This is a genomic window from Pseudanabaena cinerea FACHB-1277, from assembly GCF_014696345.1.
GTDB lineage: Bacteria > Cyanobacteriota > Cyanobacteriia > Pseudanabaenales > Pseudanabaenaceae > Pseudanabaena > Pseudanabaena cinerea.
In genome coordinates, this window is record NZ_JACJPY010000003.1 from 93,230 (window position 1) to 110,740 (window position 17,511).

Sequence of the window (17,511 nt, forward strand, 5' to 3'; positions counted from 1 at the left end):
CTTATTCTAAAAATAATTGCTTTAAGAAAATTAGAAATTTACCAACAATGTTAGGGCTTTTATTGAATTTACCGCCTTTTGAAAGATTCAAATACAACTCTCTAAGTAAACTATAAATAGTTACTTTAGATTTACTAGAACCTAAAAGTTTTTCAACCTTACTGTGTCTTAACTCAGATAACTTTAAATGCTGACACTCTTCAAGAGATTGGTTTAGTTTATCTGCAAATAGAATATTTGCATTCTCAAATGACTTCCATAAGCGATTGCTACTATCTATCTCGGTTAAACTAACGTTATCTCTAATGTCATCACGCCAATAGAACTGACAGGTAATCTCGTGACTAAACATAAATAATGTTTTACTACATAGCTGCAAAATAAGATAAAAGTCTTCTGCTGTTTCTAAGCAAGGATCTTCTTGATAGACATCTGTTAGCAAAGATGATCTAGCTATAAAACTATTAGAAGTGATAAAGTTTTGAAATTTAGCAATTTTTACGGGATCAAACTGCTTAAAATATGTAAGCTCTTTTTTTATGAATTCTGATTCTTGAAAACGTTCCCAAACTTTAATTGCTCCTGAGTATGCCACACCAATATTCTCAAATTGATTCAAAATAGAAACAAGAATGTATGTGTGATTTGGATATATAACGTCATCATCGTCAACAATTGCAAAATACGTTCCTCTAAGATTGTTAAGCCCATCTCTAATTTGACTACTTCTAAAACCAGTGTAATCACTTTCAACTATTGACATATCCATGATGTCTTTATACAAGCAGAGTAATGTTTCTAGTCCTTGAATTTTTTTATAACTAATTAGAATAACTCTAATATTATTATATGTCTGGTTAGCAATACTATCTAAACATCGCTTCAACATGGATAAACTACGATCACCGACCCTAACAATAAATTCAACCTGTCCACAACTAGGCTGAAAGTTAACGATGTTCCTAACAAAACCCTTGTCTATTAGTAGTTTTTGATGGTGTGGAATAATTCCTAGTAATAGTTTCTCAAGAGTAAATTTCTCTAAAAACACCTCATGGGCTTGTTTAGACATTTCTAAGGCTTTTTGAGGATGATTTTGAATCCACTGCATATGGTTATTAATCTGCTTGACTTGCTCACTTGGTCTAGCATCTGTCTCAACATACAATACGCTATCCCCAAAAGCATTTCTAATAAATGTATGTTCACCGCAGATGGCGATCGCCCCCGAAGCGACAATTTCAAAAATTCGCATAGACGGCATATCAGTTTCAGTGTGTTCGTGACGATGCAGACATAAGCCTACTCCTGCATTTTGTAGAGCTTTTAACACACTAACTCCATCAAAAGGAAGATTACCTCGATAGGATCTTCGCAAATAGTCCCACCTACTACCATAGACCTGCATGAAGTTACAGCAATCTAGCCCCTTAAAAAGATTCTTAAATCTATTTCCATCCCAATTACTACCTATATAAACTAGTTGAGGATTCTGTAAATTAGGAGTAATATATTCTGTTTGATTACAGCTAGTAAAAAATGGTACGATAAAATACTTTTTAGCAGTACTGTCTAGTTGTTTACTTAGCCAGTAGTCAAACTTATTAGATGAGGATAGATAAGCGTCATAGCTCAATATATTGGAATGTTTTTCAGTAATTTGTTCAGAGTCTACATACTTACTTTTAAATTCTGCATAGCGATCAAAAAATATTGGAGGATTCCACATACATCCATAGGTAGGAAACTGCGAAAGCTTAGGGGTGTTAAAGTGCGTAACCAACACAAAGTCAGGTTTATATACATCCATTTCCTGAGCAAGATTAGTTTCTATTGATTCCCATCCTAGGTTTTGAGCCGCAATAATAATTCGTCTAACTAGCTCAGTTTCAGCAAACTTTTGTCCAAAGAAAGAGTTATGAATGGCGATTCGCATAGATATTTTTGGGATATAACAACTAATAAAATTTATAATTCGTGACTCAATCCCAGCAACATCGAACCGTTTTGAAATCATCGATCAATTTAAATAGCTCCTTAACATAATCTTCAACTTCCCATTGATTAGCTCGTACCAATCCGCGCTCAATTAGACTATTCCGCAGTACAGGATCATCTAATAACAGCTTAATAGCACTGGCGATCGCATTAGGATTTTTATGATCCACTATTAAAGCTGCATTCCCTAATTGCTCACTTGCCCCTGATACATTAGATGCTATCACAGGACAGCCCACAGACATAGCTTCAAGAGGAGGTAAATTATCAGGACCAAAGAAAGTCATATATATCAGTGCAAAAGCCTGACTGTAAAGAGGTTGCATATCTTCTTGCGGCACAAATCCTAAAAAGTGAACATAATCAGATAGCTCTAACTTTTGTATCATTGACTTAATGTGATCGGCATTCCCTTGATCGGATCCTACTAAAACTAATGGCATATTTAGTTGATAGTCATGCTTTAATATTTGTATTGCCTGAAGTATAGAAATATGATTTTTATGCGCCCAAAATTGAGCTGGATAAAACAAATATTGCTTGGGAAGATTGTATTTTTGGTTTATGTCTTGATTATGTGATTGAGCATTTGCTTGAAGCTTTGGTGTAAAAAATGGTATTACTTTTATTCTCTCTGAAGGAACCTGATAAAACTTTTCGATTTCGGCTTTACCAACTTCCGTACCAGTAATAATAAACGTTGCTCGTCTTATTACCTTTGCATAATAATTTTCACGTTCTTCCCATTGTCCGCTAGAGCTGACTTCAGGAAAGTAGGGATATATTCGATGCGCTAAATCCCAAACTGGTGTTATATAAGGGCAATCTACGTCAGCAAAAATAATTGGCGAAATAGATAAAACAATATCTATTTTGTGGTGATTTAGTAGGGCATTAATATGGCGCTTGTAGCCACCTTGATATTGAAAGGCATAGGTAGGTAAATCAAATAATTTATGAATTAAGATTTTAAGTTTAGTATCTAGATAGGAATAAATTTTTTTGAGAGGTGATCTATAAGTACAAACAACTTGAATAGGAATGCTTGAGAGATAGCTTACTATTTTATAACTTGGTACAAATAGAATAAATTCGTGAGAGGAATCAGCAGAGGATCTTATTATTTCCTCTAACAATTGAGACTCAAAGGTATAACCACCACCTCTCGTATCGATCTGTTCACTAATTGGAATCGCGATCTTCATTTAGTTACTCGCCAAAAAGTAAACGTTCCAAGTTTCAAGGCTTGCATTTTGATTGGTTAGCCATTCTTGATAGTTATAAATTCCTAGTTGAGAATTTGCTAGTAATATTTCTAGTTCTGGTTTGAATAAATAACGCATTTTATGAGTTTCTGTGATTTCTGTTATGGCAAAATCAGTTTTATCTTTAATAAAAATATTGTAATTTACATCCACACAGTTTTCATTTGGATACATTACTGGTTCAGCAATTCGAGTTATTTGGGTTGTTTCATCTTCTAATCTCTTTACTCTAACTGCTGGTGGGGTTGTTAACACGGCTGGACCATACCAGACATCAAATATAAATATGCCATTGGGTTTTAAATGGGCTTTGGCTGTGGCAAAGGCGGCTTGTAAATCAGCGTTGGTTGTTTGATAACTAATGACATGAAATAGAGAGATGACTACATCGAATTGTTGATTTAGTCTGACTTGACAAATATCGCCTTGAGTAAATTGCAAGTTTGAGGCTATTTCTGTAGTTAGTTGCGATCGCCTCTTAAACGCACAGTCTAGCATCTCTTGACTAACATCAATGCCATGCAATTTGTAGCCTTGTTGAGCTAAAAGGGCTGCATGATGACCAGTACCGCAACCTAGCTCTAGGATATCGAGACTATTAGGAGCATGGGATTGAATGAGTTGATGGATAAATTGGACTTCGCCGATATAGTCTTTGTCGCGATAGAGTAAGTCGTAATAACGGGAGTAATCACCAAAAACTGTCATTGTAAAACCTCATGTAAAGCATCAGAAACCTGTTGAATTTGTTGCTCAGTTAAGGCAAGTCCACTAGGAATATAGAAACCTCGGCGGGCTAAATTTTCGGCTACAGGACAAGAAACGCCCGCAAATAAACCCATCTTTTGAAATACGGGTTGTTGGTGCATACACCAGAAAAATGGGCGCGTACCGATTTGATAATCTGCTAATTTTTTCATGACTGCTTCTGCATCAAAGGGTAGCAGATCTTTTAAGACGATGCCATAGACCCAGTAGATATTATTGGCATAATCGGTTTGAGGCAATGGTAACTGAATGCTAGCCATATCCGCTAATAAATTATTGTAAAGCTCGCCCATTTTGCGTTTGCGTTGCACAAAGGTATCCAAGCGTTCTAATTGAGCGACTCCTAACGCCGCTTGTAGGTTACTCATTCTCATGTTCCAGCCTAATTCTTCATGCACGAATCTTTTTTGGGGTTGAAAACAGAGATTACGCAGCGATCGGCATTTTTCTGCTAGGTGCGGACTATTGGTGACAATCATGCCACCTTCGCCGGTGGTGATGTGTTTGTTGGGGTAAAAACTAAAGGTGCTAATGTCGCCAAAACTGCCACAGGGAAGACCTTTATAGGTTTGACCATGCATTTCGGCTGCATCTTCGATGATCAATAGTCCATACTTAGCGGCAAGTTCTAGAATCGGATCGATATCAACTGGTAAGCCGTAGATATGGACGATCATGATTGCTTTGGTGAATGGCGTTATTTTTGCTTCAATTTGCTGAACATCGATATTCCAAGTGACGGGATCGGCATCAACGACTACGGGTAATGCGCCTGCACGGACGATCGCGGCGGCACAAGAAATAATCGTGAATGTTGGTAAGATCACCTCATCGCCTTTGGTAATCCCTAATGCTGTGATGGCAGCATCTAGGGCAACTGAGCCATTACTAACGGCGATTCCATACTGGCGATCGCACCTTGCCGCCATCATCTCTTCAAATTGTTTAACAAAGTTGCCTTCGGAAGAGATCCAGCCAGTGTCAATACATTGATTTAAGTATTTTTTCTCATTGCCATCTAGCAAGGGTTGGTTAACAGGTATAAATTCCATGCAGTTCTGACCTAGAGTTATTCGACAGACAAGCCAAGCGATCGCATTTTTTCCTTGAGTTTCTGCACCTCAGCAATAGCTTGGTCAGCCCTTTGAGCTTCTTGGTTAGCCCGTTGCCTCTCCTGTTCAGCTCGTTGTGTTTCTTGTTCAGCCCGTTGCCTTTCTTGTTCAGCCCGTTGCCTTTCTTGAGTTGCAACTTGGGTCTCCTGTTCTGTAGGTGTCAAGATCCATTGACCATCATGGTCATACCAACGTAGCCATTGGCGATTAATGCCTTGATAACTGCCTTGCCATAGTCCTAGTCCCAATTGTGCTTTTTCTAGCCAAAATCCCATCTTTATTGCTGATAAAGGCTGATAGCTTTCCCTGACCAAGCCGAAGGCCTGCAATTCGTCGGTATAACGGTTAAAGACAAAGTAATAGGGAATCCTGAGAATTTGTTCATAGACTGCCCATTTATTGGGAGGTTGACTAATTTCGCGTAAGGTTTGCCCCAGATCTTCTTTTTCTGTGCCAGGGGATAATAATTCAATGGCGACAAAGGGACAGACTCCTTCTTGCCAGACGACATAACTTAGGCGGAGGTCGCGTTCATCATAGAGCCGCGAGACTCCTAGTACAGCAAACCAATCTGGACGTTTGTACCATTGGGGATGGCGCAAATCATAGTAAAGATTCAGGTCGCTGGCGGTAAAGATATTGTCGGCGGCGTAAGTGGGGGGGCGAAAGGTTTGGCGTAGTAATTCGGGTTGGAGTAGATGAAATTCGTCTGGCAAACCAAGTTCCTCTGGGTCTTCGCTGGGTAAGTCATACATGGTGGGCAGGCTTTCGCGGGGCGATCGCGGTGGAAAGGTTTGATACATATTTTTAACCCCAATCATGATCCTATGTTTGATTTTAGTATTGTTATGATTCAAAAAAGCGATCAGGGTTTAATGTTGGCTTGATCTGATGATATGCCGATAAATCTTGTTTTGTCCTGATCGCCAACGTAGGGACCTTGTTTGACTTCGATCATTTCAATTTCTTCGATTACTTCAAAGCCATGTCCGCCTGTGACTAATAAAATGACATCACCCGCTTGCAAAATCCGACTTTCTAAATATTTCTGTGCGTCATTGTAAAAATCAACTCGCAGTTTGCCTTTTTTGATAAATAAAACTTCTTGGGTAAAGAAAACATCTCGATGAACGGGGTTATGAACGTGGGGTTCTATGATTTTGCCTGTGGGGTGGTGCATATAGGCAAGTTGTTGAGATAGCTCATTGGGTGTAAAAAAATGAATACCTTGGCGATCGAATTTATCTGAAACGATAATCGCTAACAGTTGTTCTTGGTTAGTAATATTTTCAAGCATTTAGACTTCCTGCCAATCTAAACTTTTTACTCGATTCCATCGCGATTCTTGGGCTAACTTTGTATATGGATTGTCGTGGCAAGACTCAACGCTTACTTCAGGGAAGTATTTTTGTCCAATATCATTTCTCATGAAAAAGCAGTTAAATCCATGTCGATGAGAGCCGATCAAACGATATCCTTTTGATTTACTTAGATTTACCATAGCTAATAGGGACGCACTGCGGTAGTCTTGATGCTCAATTGGCTGATTAAGATAGTAAAAATCAGGGTCATATTTGGCTGTAAGAGATAAATGAGAAGGAATTACATTATGAGTTTCAAAAACACATACTCTAGGTTGAATACATTCAACAGCTTTCCATACCCAATAGTCCATACCATCAATATCTAGACTAAGTAAATCTACTTCACCGTTAGCACCTGAGTCTAATAATATTTGATTGACATTTTCGGCTGTAAACCAAGCTTGATTAAATGTCGGCGGCATTAAAAATGTTTGTTTGTGGTTAGCAAAAAAAGATTGCCCAGATTTAACGTTATTTTCTGAGCCATCAAAGAGATACCCTTGCCAGCCGTGATTGATAATCAAATTGGCTGCCATGCACTCTTGACCATTACCTGCACAAATTTCCACTACTTTCTTATTTGCAGCGCCAATCAAAGAGAAGATATAAAGTAAGATACCATCTTCTTCAACTTGAGAGTAAGCTTTAAAACCAATCTCATCAAATTTTGGCAATTGTTCAGGAGAATGTTTAATATACTCTCTATACTTAAATTTAAGCAAGACTTGTATTTCTTGCGATAATAACTTTATCTCTTCGCTAGAAGCGATATTATGAGATAATCCTAATAATCTCTTTATTTTTTGTTTAACTATATTGAACATGAGTGAATTAGATATTAGATTATTCTAGTGTGATGTTTGGTAATTTATAATCCCAATAATCTGATTTAAGAATCCAATTTAGAAGCAATGGATTTTTGCGAACAGATTCTTGATGGAATCGACATCCCAATTCTAAGAATTTCAAAAAATGAGACTTCAGTATAAATTCTTTCGAGGAGCGATGATTAAATGTTATTTGCTTTGTCTTTTTTAACAAAGATTTGATCAGATATTTAATTTCACTAAACCTATTAACTTTGGGTAAGTGTCCTAACTCTCTAATTTTAGTATAAGAGTTGCAAACACCTTGATAAAAGTAACGCTGTTCAAAATATTCATAAGTCATTCTACTTCTAGGAACTTGATGAAATACTAGGGCTTTTGGTTGATAAATTGCCTTGTATCCTAGTTGGTTAGCTTTGATAGTTAGTCCTGTTTCTCCATCACCTTGAAAATGTTGTAAATGCTTGGGAATACAATCAGGATGGAAACCACCTAAATCAAATAATGCTTGGCGGCGAATAGAAAAATTTAAGCCCCAAACATAGTTAGCATCTATTTCTTGAACTTGCTCTCCAAAGTCAAGCAGGCTGAGTTCTCCTAAGTATTGACCAAAGGGGTGTTCAACCCAAAAGTATTGTAGCCACTCTGGAGGTGTAGATTCGTATTTAGGTAGGTTACGACCTCCTACTAATTGAACTAATGGATCATAGAATGATTCACAAATTGCTGATAGCCAATCTGGATCTGCTTCAATATCATCATCAACAAAAACTAAAATGTTACCTTTGGCTTCTAATGCTCCTCGGTGTCTGCCTGACAAAAGCCCTGGTTCAGGTTCGTAGATATATCTAATATGATGTTGATTGAATAATGAGATGATTGTGTGGGTACTTACTTTAGTAGTATCAACTGAACCATTGTCAATCACTAAAATCTCGTATTGATCAATATTAAAGTGTTGGTGAACTAATGAAATAAGACATCCTCTTAAATATTTATCACGATTAAGGGTAGGAATAACCACTGATATCAACATACATTTTTTTCTTTTAGACTTTTTGATTTATTTTACAAATGCAAATAACATTCTGTTAAAGTTTCCTGCAAACACACCTTGAGAATCACTGTCTCTTCCTAGCCTATAAGACTTCGTAAAACTTGTATTTGAGATTATCCATTCTTCAATAGTATCAACATTCCATCCTTTTAAAGAGTTTGAGAACCATTTTTCATGCTCTTCGCCCATTTCAAAAAAAAGAATTTTACCAGTGTATTTATCTAAAAACTTTAATAATTCTTGGGGATTTCTTTTCTCTCTCTGACTCATAAAATGATGCATTATACTTAAACAGCTAACTACATCATATTGCTTATTAGATGATTTGAAAAATCTAATAATTTCATTTTTAAATATCTTGTTTTTGGTGTTAGTAAAAACAATCTCTCCTATTTGGATAGGTATATTGTCTTTTTCTACTCCGTATGCTTCAAAACCAATACTTAGAAATCTACTTACAAACCATCCATAGTAGCAACCTAAATCTAAGTAAGTAGTGTAACGTGGCTCTATTCTAATCGTATCTAAAAGGAAAGATTTCATTCTAGAAAATCTATCTTCACAATTTCGAGCTAGTACCCAATGCGATTCTAATTCAGGGCAAGGTAAAGGTTGATATAATATTTTTTCTCCCTGTTCCCACAGGAGATTTTCAAGAAGAAATTGAATGGGAGTAATCTCTTGCTTCCTAATATTAACTTTGGCTTTAATATGAGAAAGATTGTTTGCTATAGCAAAAGCAACACGATGATTTCCCTGTAGAAGCTGGAAGCAGTCAGAATTTTTAAGAGGAATAACTTCAATTAATTCTCCGTCTTTTGAATGCCCCTCTGAAGGTAAATGAGAAACATCTTCTTTATTAAAAAGTTTGATAAAGCGCTCTGCCGCTAAATATATTGTTTCATCCGTATCTATTTGAGGGAAATATCCACCAAATAAATCTATGCAAGTTTGGGCATTTTTAAAATAAGCTGTTTTTTCAAAAAAATCTTTGTCTAATACTTTGTCTTTATGCTTAATATAGTCAAGAAGTAGTTGTGAGTGTGGGCTAGTTTCTACTCTGCTTGAAGGACGTAAGTATTCACCCGTCATCAAAGCATATTTATAACCTGATAAATCATTCTCTCCTCCTAACAGGATTTTAGAAAGTGGTATCGACTGAGTTTTAAATTTCGTGATTTCAAGTAATGATTTCATGGCTTAACCAATATTTTGATTTAGTAAAAATTCATAAACCGTGTTTTTCTTTTGAGGAGAAAAATTATTTCCATAGAAAGTTAATTTGTGTATTGTACTCATCTTCTTTATCTGTTCAAATCGATCAGAGTTAAAAGTATTGAAAAGTTCTAATTGAAGAATATGCGGTGGAACATTACTGACGAAAGGAGTTTGCTGCCATTCAGAAGCTGCTAGTTTATTTCTTTCAATCACCAGCCTAAGCAAAAGATGAAAATAATAGTGGTGATAGCAGGTTTCATTATATTTCCAAAATTCTGCCATCATATCTCGTAATGCTTTCATTAAAAGGCTGTCTTTATGGCTATATAAAAACCAACTGGAAGATAAAAGAGTTCCTCGTCCACATAATTCAATTGGAGTAACTGAGAAAGCGAAAAATGGACTTTGATAAATAAAGTCTGGAATAGTATCACTTAAATAAATAGTTGCGTCAACCCATACACCTCCATATTCTGCTAATAGAAAACAACGTAGTATATCTGAGAAATTGACATTTGATATTTTTCCATTTTTCTTCTTATCATATATATAGTTTGGTATTTCAACATAGTCTTCTATATTATTCCTATCTAAAAAAATAATTTTTTCGCCATAGCCATTTACTTCAAAAGATTTTGCACAGACTCTAACTATATTAGGTTGATCGAATTCTCCTTGATACCAAAATCTCCATATCGTATCTGAAAGTTGATTTTCAGTATTCATATTTTGACTATAGTTATTGTAAGTTATATTCAAATTTAAATAGCTTAACGATGTAAAGCTTCGATAGGAAGTTTTTTCCAAAATAATATCAGAGATGACTTCTTGATCTTCACAAGATAAAGAGAGGAAAAGCTTTATTTGATTGAATACAAATTTTATTCTTATACATTGGCTAACATATTTATTTGCTTTTTTTTTAATTAACTTAGATATACGAATAAGATTAAACATTTATACATTTCCCTAATTAAACTAATGTTAGAGGTAAGCTTGACCAACTACAGTCACTTAATATACTTCCCATACCTGAATCTGGTAGTCTTCCAGTTTTATAGTAATCAAACGGATATACTTCAATACTAAATACTGATTCCCAATACTCTAAAAACAAATTGTTTTCGTAAATACTGAATGATATATCATAAGTTCCAACAGATAATGGAAGCTTTTCTAAAGTTGCATATATTAGAGAAGGTTTATCAATTTTAAAACTAGATTGTGACTGAAAACGACTACTGATAGTCATTATTCTATTGCCAGATGCACTAAATATAGCTATTTGAAAATCAATATTTGGTATGTTTATACCTTGGTAAAATTCAAAGCAAAATTTTATGCCTGAACCACATGGGACAGAGTTGGCTTTTTGATTACTTATATTCATGCAATAAAAATCAAAATTAGAATTTCTAAATATATATTTATCAACACAATGAGTTTTTTTGTTTGAGTTCCAGTACTGATTTATACAATCATTAGTATGTGAATTTCCCACTAAACTACCTTTTTCAATTAGAAAAGATAAAGGACATAATTTTTCTATCGCTGCCATATTATGACTCACAAATAAGACCGTCCGTCCTTCCTTTTCCGCCACATCCTCCATCTTCCCCAAACACTTCTTCTGAAATGCCGCATCTCCCACCGCCAACACCTCATCCACAATCAAGATTTCAGGCTCCAAATGTGCCGCCACCGCAAACGCCAACCGTACATACATCCCCGAAGAATAATGCTTCACAGGCGTATCCAGAAACTTCGCCACCTCCGCAAAATCCACAATCTCATCAAACTTTTTATTAATCTCCGCCCGACTCATCCCCAAGATCGCACCATTCAAAAGAATATTTTCCCGTCCCGATAACTCAGGATGAAAACCCGTCCCCACCTCCAACAAACTCGCCACCCTGCCCTTAATCGAGATTCTTCCCGAAGTTGGCTCCGTGATACGGCTTAGAATTTTTAATAAAGTTGACTTTCCTGCGCCATTGCGTCCGATGATGCCAACGCGATCGCCTTGCTTAATTTCAAACGACACATCCTTCAGCGCCCAAAACTCCTCATGGGCAGGGTCTGTTAACTTTTGTTGCGGACTAAAGATTTTTTGCTTCAAAGATCTTGCACCATTAGCGATCGCATCACGCAAAGTATTATAGCGCTCTTGGCGCTGATGTCCAATCACATAGCGCTTGCTCAGATTTTCGACCTTAATCACCGTATCCGACATATTTAACCCAAAATTATCTAAAAACAGATATCCCGCACTAAGACATCCTTAATCTCATAAGGACAAACCTCTGGAAACTGTAAGCCTGTTTCTTTAAAAGCATCCGCACAGGCTACCACATATATTTTATGCAACCATTCATCGACTAAATAGCGCTTCAAACTAGGACTATCTTCCAAATAAAGCGAAATATTCGCCCGCTCCCGTTGAATCGTTCCCGACCAACTCCGCGATCTTTTTTGTGGCTGATGATCCCACTTTAGCAAATGATGAACAATTAAACGCAAGCTGCTTAATAAGCGATCGCGCTCCCGTTTCGACAAATCGCGCACCTCTTCAACTAAATTTTCAATGTCTAATTCCCCAAAACGTCCCGCCGCGATCAGATCTGCCATCTGTTCAGCCCAAAGTCCATAGTCCTGCTCGTACAAAGTTTTGGTAGTTTTGGTCATGGCTCACAAGCTTCTATAAAAAGTCAATACTAAGCTTTGTTTCCTCGTATCTATTATATCCTTCAGCGCCCAAAGCTAATCATGGGCAGGTTCTGCTAACTTTTGTTGAGGGTTAAAGATTTTTTGCTTCAAAGATCTTGCCCCATTAGCGATCGCATCACGCAAAGTATTATAACGCTCTTGGCGCTGATGTCCAATCACATAGCGCTTACTCAAATTTTCGACCTTAATCACCGTATCAGACATACTTAACTTAAAACCGCCAAAACTTGTTCAGGAAAACGATCTAATATTTTTAAAAGAGCCTTAGCCGTACCAACAGGATAGCGCTTGCCATGCTCCCAGTTATTTACAGTATTCACCGAAACACTAATCAACCGCGAAAACTCTACCTGACTTAACCCCAATCGCGATCGCACGCGCCGCACAAATTTCGCCATTTCCTGCATCGCTTCTCCATCATCTACAGCCTGTTGCAAAGCAATCTGTTCATCCGTAGTCGCATCAACTTGCACAGGATCAATACGCCCGATGTCTAAGAAATCTGGATCAGTAGGATCAATCCTTAGCATTGTCATTTTCATATAGTTTGACCTCTCTAGAATTGGCTTTACGGGCTGAAATAATGCGAATCACATCCTTACGGTAAGTATAGATCACAACAAACAACCGATTATCGATCATTCCCATCAGTTGATAACGGGCTTCTCCATAGCTATACCTAGTATCAGGACGGACAAGGCGATCGCGATCAAAAAATGCTCTTACTGCATAGGCAAAATCAAAACCCCTATCTCTGAAGCATATTTCGTTCTTCGTATCGTCCCACTCAAAATTCATGCTTAGGTACTTAACTTAAAAATTATCTGGCAATACCTTAATCACAAAATCCAAAATCGAACCCGCGATATCTAATGCTTCTTCAGCCTCATCTATCTCAGGCTCTATAGTATCACTAGGATATCTAAATTCCGTTGCATATGGGGTTAGGCTGTCTGCACTATCCTTCAAGTCTTGGAAACTAGGTTCAGATAAAGCGCACAAATCCACTAAAATATCAAGATCATGAGTTTTCCTAAATGCTACATTTTGATAGGTTAAATAAGCTTTCAAAGCTTTTTCAGCAGATTGCTGACAATGATAGACAACAGCATCTAGCAGAGACTCTTCGTGATTAAGTAGTACCCAAGCAACTTTGAGATCCCTTTGGCTTTTGTTAAGCCATTGCTGAACCTCCTCATATCTGGCGCTATCCATACAAAACCCTACCCTGATTCAGCACTTGATAAACTAGTGAGCTACGGACATTAGCCTTACGCTCAACCTCTGCGCGAGTCATTACAATAATATCTTTGGCTATACCAATCCCACGCAAAGCCCTATAAGCAGGACGCGATCGCCGATAACGCGGCTCATCGGAATGCGACACAATTACCATCAAGTCAATGTCGCTATCTTCATTAGGTTCACCATAGGCATAGGAGCCAAACAAAATTATCTGTTCTGGGTTCAGAGCCGCCGCTAGTTTTTGAGTAATCTGCCCTAATAGCTCAGAGGTTACTTGCTGCATCATCAAATCACTTTAAATTGCAGGGAAAAAGTCATGGTTCATGATCTCCTCTAAAGAAAAGGGACAAATTTCAGGAAAATTATCATCAGGTAAATCCGTCTCCGCGATCGCCAAATCTCTAGCTTCAGTCCAACTTTCTGTCAGAGCCTCTTCAAGACGGGACTTTAAACCAGGATTGCGACGTAATAATTTGTCAATGGATGTACGTTGCACACGAATTGTCGCACGCCAACTATTAGAGCGCCGCCAATGTTGTACTTGCCACTTTAGCAAATGCGCGATCAATTGTATAAACCGAGACTCAAGTTGATCGTAATGTCGATTTCCCAAATCTGTAATTTCCTCAATTAAATGGGACAGATCTAACTGATCGAATTGTCGCTGACGCAAAATCTCTGATTGTTGATGCGTCCAAGTATAAAAATCTTCTTCATAAAGCATATTATTCATTAGGGTTGATGCCTTGAGCGCGTAGTTGGGCTAGTAACTTTTGAGTAAGTTGGCGCTCTTTTTCTAAAAGAGACTCTGTTTGCTCGGCTCGTTGCTGCGCTTGCTCGGCTCGTTGCTGTGCTTGCTCGGCTTGTTGCTGCGCTTGCTCGGCTCGTTGCTGCGCTTGCTCGGCTCGTTGCTGCGCTTGTTTGGCAATCTCTAGATCGGTAGGTAATAAAGCGCCGTCCATTGTTGCCCACCGCAACCAAGTAGTAGTGGTGTCGAAATATGATCCATACCAATGCACCAATGCTAAACCTAGTTGCTGACTAATTAGCCTGCCTTGGGCATCGGGAATTATCGGCTCATAACCACGATCTTGAATAGAAAAACCTGCAAAATCATTAGGGTCGAAGGGATCGAACCAAAAATACTCTGGTACTCGCAATCGTTTTTGGTAAATCTCTTTTTTTTGCTGCTTATCCGATATTGCCGTACTTGTGGACAGCAATTCAATTACCACATCAGGACCTTTTCCTTCCTCCCATATCACCCAACTTTTGCGTTCTCCTCTCGGTACATCTAGCACCACAAATACATCGGGCCCGCGAAAATCATGATTTTTGACTTGATGGGGACTAAAGTAAACAAACATATTCCCCGCTACATAGGCATCCCGATTTGCTAACCAAGATGATAAAGGGTTAACGAGCAAATCCATCTGTAGTTTATGGCGAGCAGTTTCCATGGGTATACCATCATCGCAAGGTAATTGATCTTGGGTGGGGGGAATCTCAATTTCTGGCAAATTGTCTAACTTTGGCAAATTGTCTAGGTCAAGTAATGCAGTTTCAGCCATAATTGCCTCCTTGTTGCGCGATCGCCATTTATTTGTAGATTAGCTTAAATTCCTGCTGAGCATAAATGCTTTTGCTTAATGCAATCTGAAATGCCTTAATCTTGAGCATTTTGCAACTGCTCAATTTCATAGATTACCCTTGCCTGACTTGATAATAGATGACTGCCGATAGCACTCAAAGCATCTTCATAGTTACCTTGGGCGATCGCATTGTAAATTTGCCGATGCTCAGAACGAATTTCTAAGACCTTAAGATTTTGCTGGATGGTCTGCATCCGTAATAGTGCCATTTTGTCAAATAATTGATCTAATAGCATGGCTAACCAAGGATTGCCAGAGCAGTCAGCGATCGCCCGATGAAACTGATAGTCAATGTGTAGTAGTTGATAACTAGTTAATTGGTTGGGTTGCTGATCATTGGCACGTTCTGCTTGCAAAATTGCCGTCTCGATTTTAGCGAGGCATTCCTGATTTACATTTTTGCAAGCTTCTAATACAGATTCACGCTCCAACACTAAGCGGCAACGATATAAATGTCTAGCATCATCGGTGGAAAAGCTCACCACTCGCAGGCTGCCATTGGCATCAATCACAACTAGTTGCTCCTGCTGTAATTGTTGCAAGGCTTCTCGAATCGGTGTACGGCTAACCTGTAGTTTTTCGGCAATTTGCGTTTCGATCAACCGCGATCCCGCCAATAGCTCCCCCGACAATATTGCCGATCGCAAAACTTGGTAGGTTTGCTCTCGCAGCGATCGCGATCTTTGGATAGGGCGTGGTGACGAAAGCAACAAATTAGTTCTCCAATAACTATGGGGTACAAAATATTTTATAGCTTGAGTCGCCTACCTTAAAACAGCGCAAAATATCCGAAATAATTTGCAGCAAGAAGTGTGGTAACTCACTTCATAGATTTGTGTTTTGATCAGACTGACAACAGCCATAGAATGCGTATACAGTATATTGTATACATAGCCTTTGCAGTTAGTCTTTGCAGATTACTTATGGAATAATCCGAGTCATGGTAGCTTTACTTTCCAAATTAGCGATAAATAGCGATCGCCTTTACCTCAGTATCAATGAACTAGCAGAAATTGGTAAGCTAGATAATGGTGGTGTATGCCGCCTTGCTTTCTCTGAAGCCGATATCCAAGCAAGACAACTCGTATCACGCTGGATGCAAGAGGCAGGAATGGCAGTACGCAGTGATGCGGTTGGTAATATTATTGGTAGGTATGCAGGAACAAAATCGCAAGCAGCTTTGGCGACGGGATCGCACATTGATACAGTCCCCATTGGCGGGCGCTACGATGGTTGCTTGGGCGTGTTGGCGGGAATCGAAGTGGCGCGGGTACTTCATCAAAGTCAAACGCGGTTGCGTCATCCCTTTGAAGTGATCGTTTTTAGTGACGAAGAAAATAGTGTAATTGGTTGCAAGGCGATCGCGGGCAATGCTCCCACTGACCCCGAACGCTATCGTCGCAAAGATGGTACGGATATTCAAACCTGTTTGCAGATGGTTGGCGGTGATTGGGATAAATTACATACTGCCCAGCGCGATCGCTCGGAAATCGCCGCCTTTATCGAACTCCATGTGGAGCAGGGAGGCGTGCTAGAAGCCAAAAATAAACAGATCGGCGTAGTGACGGGCATTGTCGGGCAATATCGCTATATGGTGCGGATCGTTGGTCGTCCCAACCATGCTGGCACAACGCCCATGAATATGCGAAAAGATGCCCTCGTTGCCGCATCCCGGTTAGTGCTTGCCATTAATCGTCTCGGCATGGAAACCATCGGCGATCAAGTTGCCACCGTTGGGCATCTGACCGTTTCACCCAATGGCACAAATGTTGTGCCTGCATTGGTGAATTTAAGTATCGATTTACGCGATCTCTCAGAGGAGAATCTGCAATATTTAATTACAGAAATCAAAAAAGAAGCAGTGGCGATCGCCGCTAACACTGGCACGGAAATCACCTTTGAGCAAAAGCTTCACGTCTTGCCCACCCTTGCGAAACCCGAACTCATGGCAACGATCGCCGATGTTTGCAAACAGCTAGATCTGAGCTACGACTATTTACCCAGTCGTGCAGGACATGACGCACAGGAAATCGGGCGCTTCACTGATATGGCGATGATTTTCGTGCCTAGTCGCGATGGCATCAGCCATTCTGAAGAAGAATACACCTCCCCAGAGCAATGCGCTCAAGGGGCAGAGGTATTGTTGCAAACGCTTTTGGCGATCGATAAGAGTTATTAGCTTTTGGCTTTTAGCTTTTAGCTTTTAGCTTTTAGCCGTTAGCTTTTAGCTTTTAGCCGTTAGCTTTTAGCTTTTAATTCATTTTCTTTCTGTCAATTG

21 protein-coding genes are annotated in these 17,511 nt (G+C 38.7%); 1 reads left to right on the top strand and 20 read right to left on the bottom strand.

Annotated features, from left to right (window positions below):
- Position 1 precedes the first annotated feature (1 nt).
- The 20 genes from H6F44_RS01800 to H6F44_RS01895 form a co-directional block, all read right to left on the bottom strand.
- The gene (locus H6F44_RS01800) at positions 2 to 1,936 is read right to left on the bottom strand and encodes a glycosyltransferase family protein (RefSeq protein ID WP_190349203.1); all 1,935 of its coding nucleotides are present in this window, start codon (positions 1,934 to 1,936) and stop codon (positions 2 to 4) included.
- A 46-nt stretch (positions 1,937 to 1,982) separates the two neighbouring features.
- Complete coding sequence (locus H6F44_RS01805; RefSeq protein WP_190349204.1) at positions 1,983 to 3,203, bottom strand: glycosyltransferase family 4 protein; 1,221 nt, start codon at positions 3,201 to 3,203, stop codon at positions 1,983 to 1,985.
- Positions 3,204 to 3,971, bottom strand: a complete 768-nt coding sequence (locus H6F44_RS01810; protein WP_190349205.1) for a class I SAM-dependent DNA methyltransferase — start codon at positions 3,969 to 3,971, stop codon at positions 3,204 to 3,206.
- Positions 3,968 to 5,083, bottom strand: coding sequence for a DegT/DnrJ/EryC1/StrS family aminotransferase (locus tag H6F44_RS01815; protein ID WP_190349206.1), 1,116 nt, complete (start codon positions 5,081 to 5,083; stop codon positions 3,968 to 3,970). The genes H6F44_RS01810 and H6F44_RS01815 overlap by 4 nt, the downstream gene beginning before the upstream one ends.
- A 17-nt stretch (positions 5,084 to 5,100) precedes the next feature.
- Positions 5,101 to 5,946 (bottom strand): Uma2 family endonuclease, encoded by an 846-nt coding sequence (locus tag H6F44_RS01820; RefSeq protein WP_190349243.1) that lies wholly within the window; start codon positions 5,944 to 5,946, stop codon positions 5,101 to 5,103.
- A 62-nt stretch (positions 5,947 to 6,008) separates the two neighbouring features.
- Entirely contained in the window at positions 6,009 to 6,440 is a 432-nt protein-coding gene (locus H6F44_RS01825) for a cupin domain-containing protein (protein WP_190349207.1), read from the bottom strand.
- On the bottom strand, positions 6,441 to 7,331 hold the full coding sequence (locus H6F44_RS01830) for a hypothetical protein (RefSeq protein WP_190349208.1): 891 nt from the start codon (positions 7,329 to 7,331) through the stop codon (positions 6,441 to 6,443).
- 19 nt (positions 7,332 to 7,350) lie between these two features.
- Positions 7,351 to 8,358, bottom strand: a complete 1,008-nt coding sequence (locus H6F44_RS01835; protein WP_190349209.1) for a glycosyltransferase — start codon at positions 8,356 to 8,358, stop codon at positions 7,351 to 7,353.
- 39 nt (positions 8,359 to 8,397) lie between these two features.
- A complete protein-coding gene (locus H6F44_RS01840; RefSeq protein ID WP_190349210.1) occupies positions 8,398 to 9,588 on the bottom strand; it encodes a methyltransferase domain-containing protein in 1,191 nt (396 codons plus the stop codon).
- A gap of 3 nt (positions 9,589 to 9,591) precedes the next feature.
- Positions 9,592 to 10,566 carry a capsular polysaccharide synthesis protein gene (locus H6F44_RS01845; protein ID WP_190349211.1) on the bottom strand — a complete coding sequence of 325 codons (975 nt, stop codon included), beginning with the start codon at positions 10,564 to 10,566 and terminating at the stop codon, positions 9,592 to 9,594.
- Positions 10,567 to 10,582: 16 nt separating this feature from the next.
- Positions 10,583 to 11,842 (bottom strand): ABC transporter ATP-binding protein, encoded by a 1,260-nt coding sequence (locus tag H6F44_RS01850; RefSeq protein ID WP_199301947.1) that lies wholly within the window; start codon positions 11,840 to 11,842, stop codon positions 10,583 to 10,585.
- Between the two features lie 17 nt (positions 11,843 to 11,859).
- On the bottom strand, positions 11,860 to 12,294 hold the full coding sequence (locus H6F44_RS01855) for a DUF29 domain-containing protein (protein ID WP_190349212.1): 435 nt from the start codon (positions 12,292 to 12,294) through the stop codon (positions 11,860 to 11,862).
- Between the two features lie 75 nt (positions 12,295 to 12,369).
- Entirely contained in the window at positions 12,370 to 12,540 is a 171-nt protein-coding gene (locus tag H6F44_RS01860) for a hypothetical protein (RefSeq protein WP_190349213.1), read from the bottom strand.
- 2 nt (positions 12,541 to 12,542) lie between these two features.
- Complete coding sequence (locus H6F44_RS01865; RefSeq protein ID WP_190349214.1) at positions 12,543 to 12,878, bottom strand: helix-turn-helix domain-containing protein; 336 nt, start codon at positions 12,876 to 12,878, stop codon at positions 12,543 to 12,545.
- On the bottom strand, positions 12,853 to 13,134 hold the full coding sequence (locus H6F44_RS01870) for a BrnT family toxin (RefSeq protein ID WP_190349215.1): 282 nt from the start codon (positions 13,132 to 13,134) through the stop codon (positions 12,853 to 12,855). The genes H6F44_RS01865 and H6F44_RS01870 overlap by 26 nt, the downstream gene beginning before the upstream one ends.
- 15 nt (positions 13,135 to 13,149) lie before the next feature.
- Entirely contained in the window at positions 13,150 to 13,551 is a 402-nt protein-coding gene (locus H6F44_RS01875) for a HEPN domain-containing protein (RefSeq protein WP_190349216.1), read from the bottom strand.
- Positions 13,544 to 13,864 (bottom strand): nucleotidyltransferase domain-containing protein, encoded by a 321-nt coding sequence (locus tag H6F44_RS01880; protein WP_190349217.1) that lies wholly within the window; start codon positions 13,862 to 13,864, stop codon positions 13,544 to 13,546. Before H6F44_RS01880 ends, H6F44_RS01875 begins: the two co-directional genes overlap by 8 nt.
- 12 nt (positions 13,865 to 13,876) lie before the next feature.
- Positions 13,877 to 14,314, bottom strand: a complete 438-nt coding sequence (locus H6F44_RS01885; RefSeq protein WP_190349218.1) for a DUF29 domain-containing protein — start codon at positions 14,312 to 14,314, stop codon at positions 13,877 to 13,879.
- Positions 14,307 to 15,152: a Uma2 family endonuclease gene (locus tag H6F44_RS01890; protein WP_190349219.1), complete on the bottom strand. Its 846-nt coding sequence runs from the start codon at positions 15,150 to 15,152 to the stop codon at positions 14,307 to 14,309. Before H6F44_RS01890 ends, H6F44_RS01885 begins: the two co-directional genes overlap by 8 nt.
- Before the next feature lie 95 nt (positions 15,153 to 15,247).
- Positions 15,248 to 15,946, bottom strand: a complete 699-nt coding sequence (locus H6F44_RS01895) for a GntR family transcriptional regulator (RefSeq protein WP_190349220.1) — start codon at positions 15,944 to 15,946, stop codon at positions 15,248 to 15,250.
- 227 nt (positions 15,947 to 16,173) lie between these two features.
- Here H6F44_RS01895 and H6F44_RS01900 point away from each other — a divergent pair, with 227 nt between their 5' ends.
- Positions 16,174 to 17,412: a Zn-dependent hydrolase gene (locus tag H6F44_RS01900; protein ID WP_190349221.1), complete on the top strand. Its 1,239-nt coding sequence runs from the start codon at positions 16,174 to 16,176 to the stop codon at positions 17,410 to 17,412.
- Positions 17,413 to 17,511: the final 99 nt, after the last annotated feature.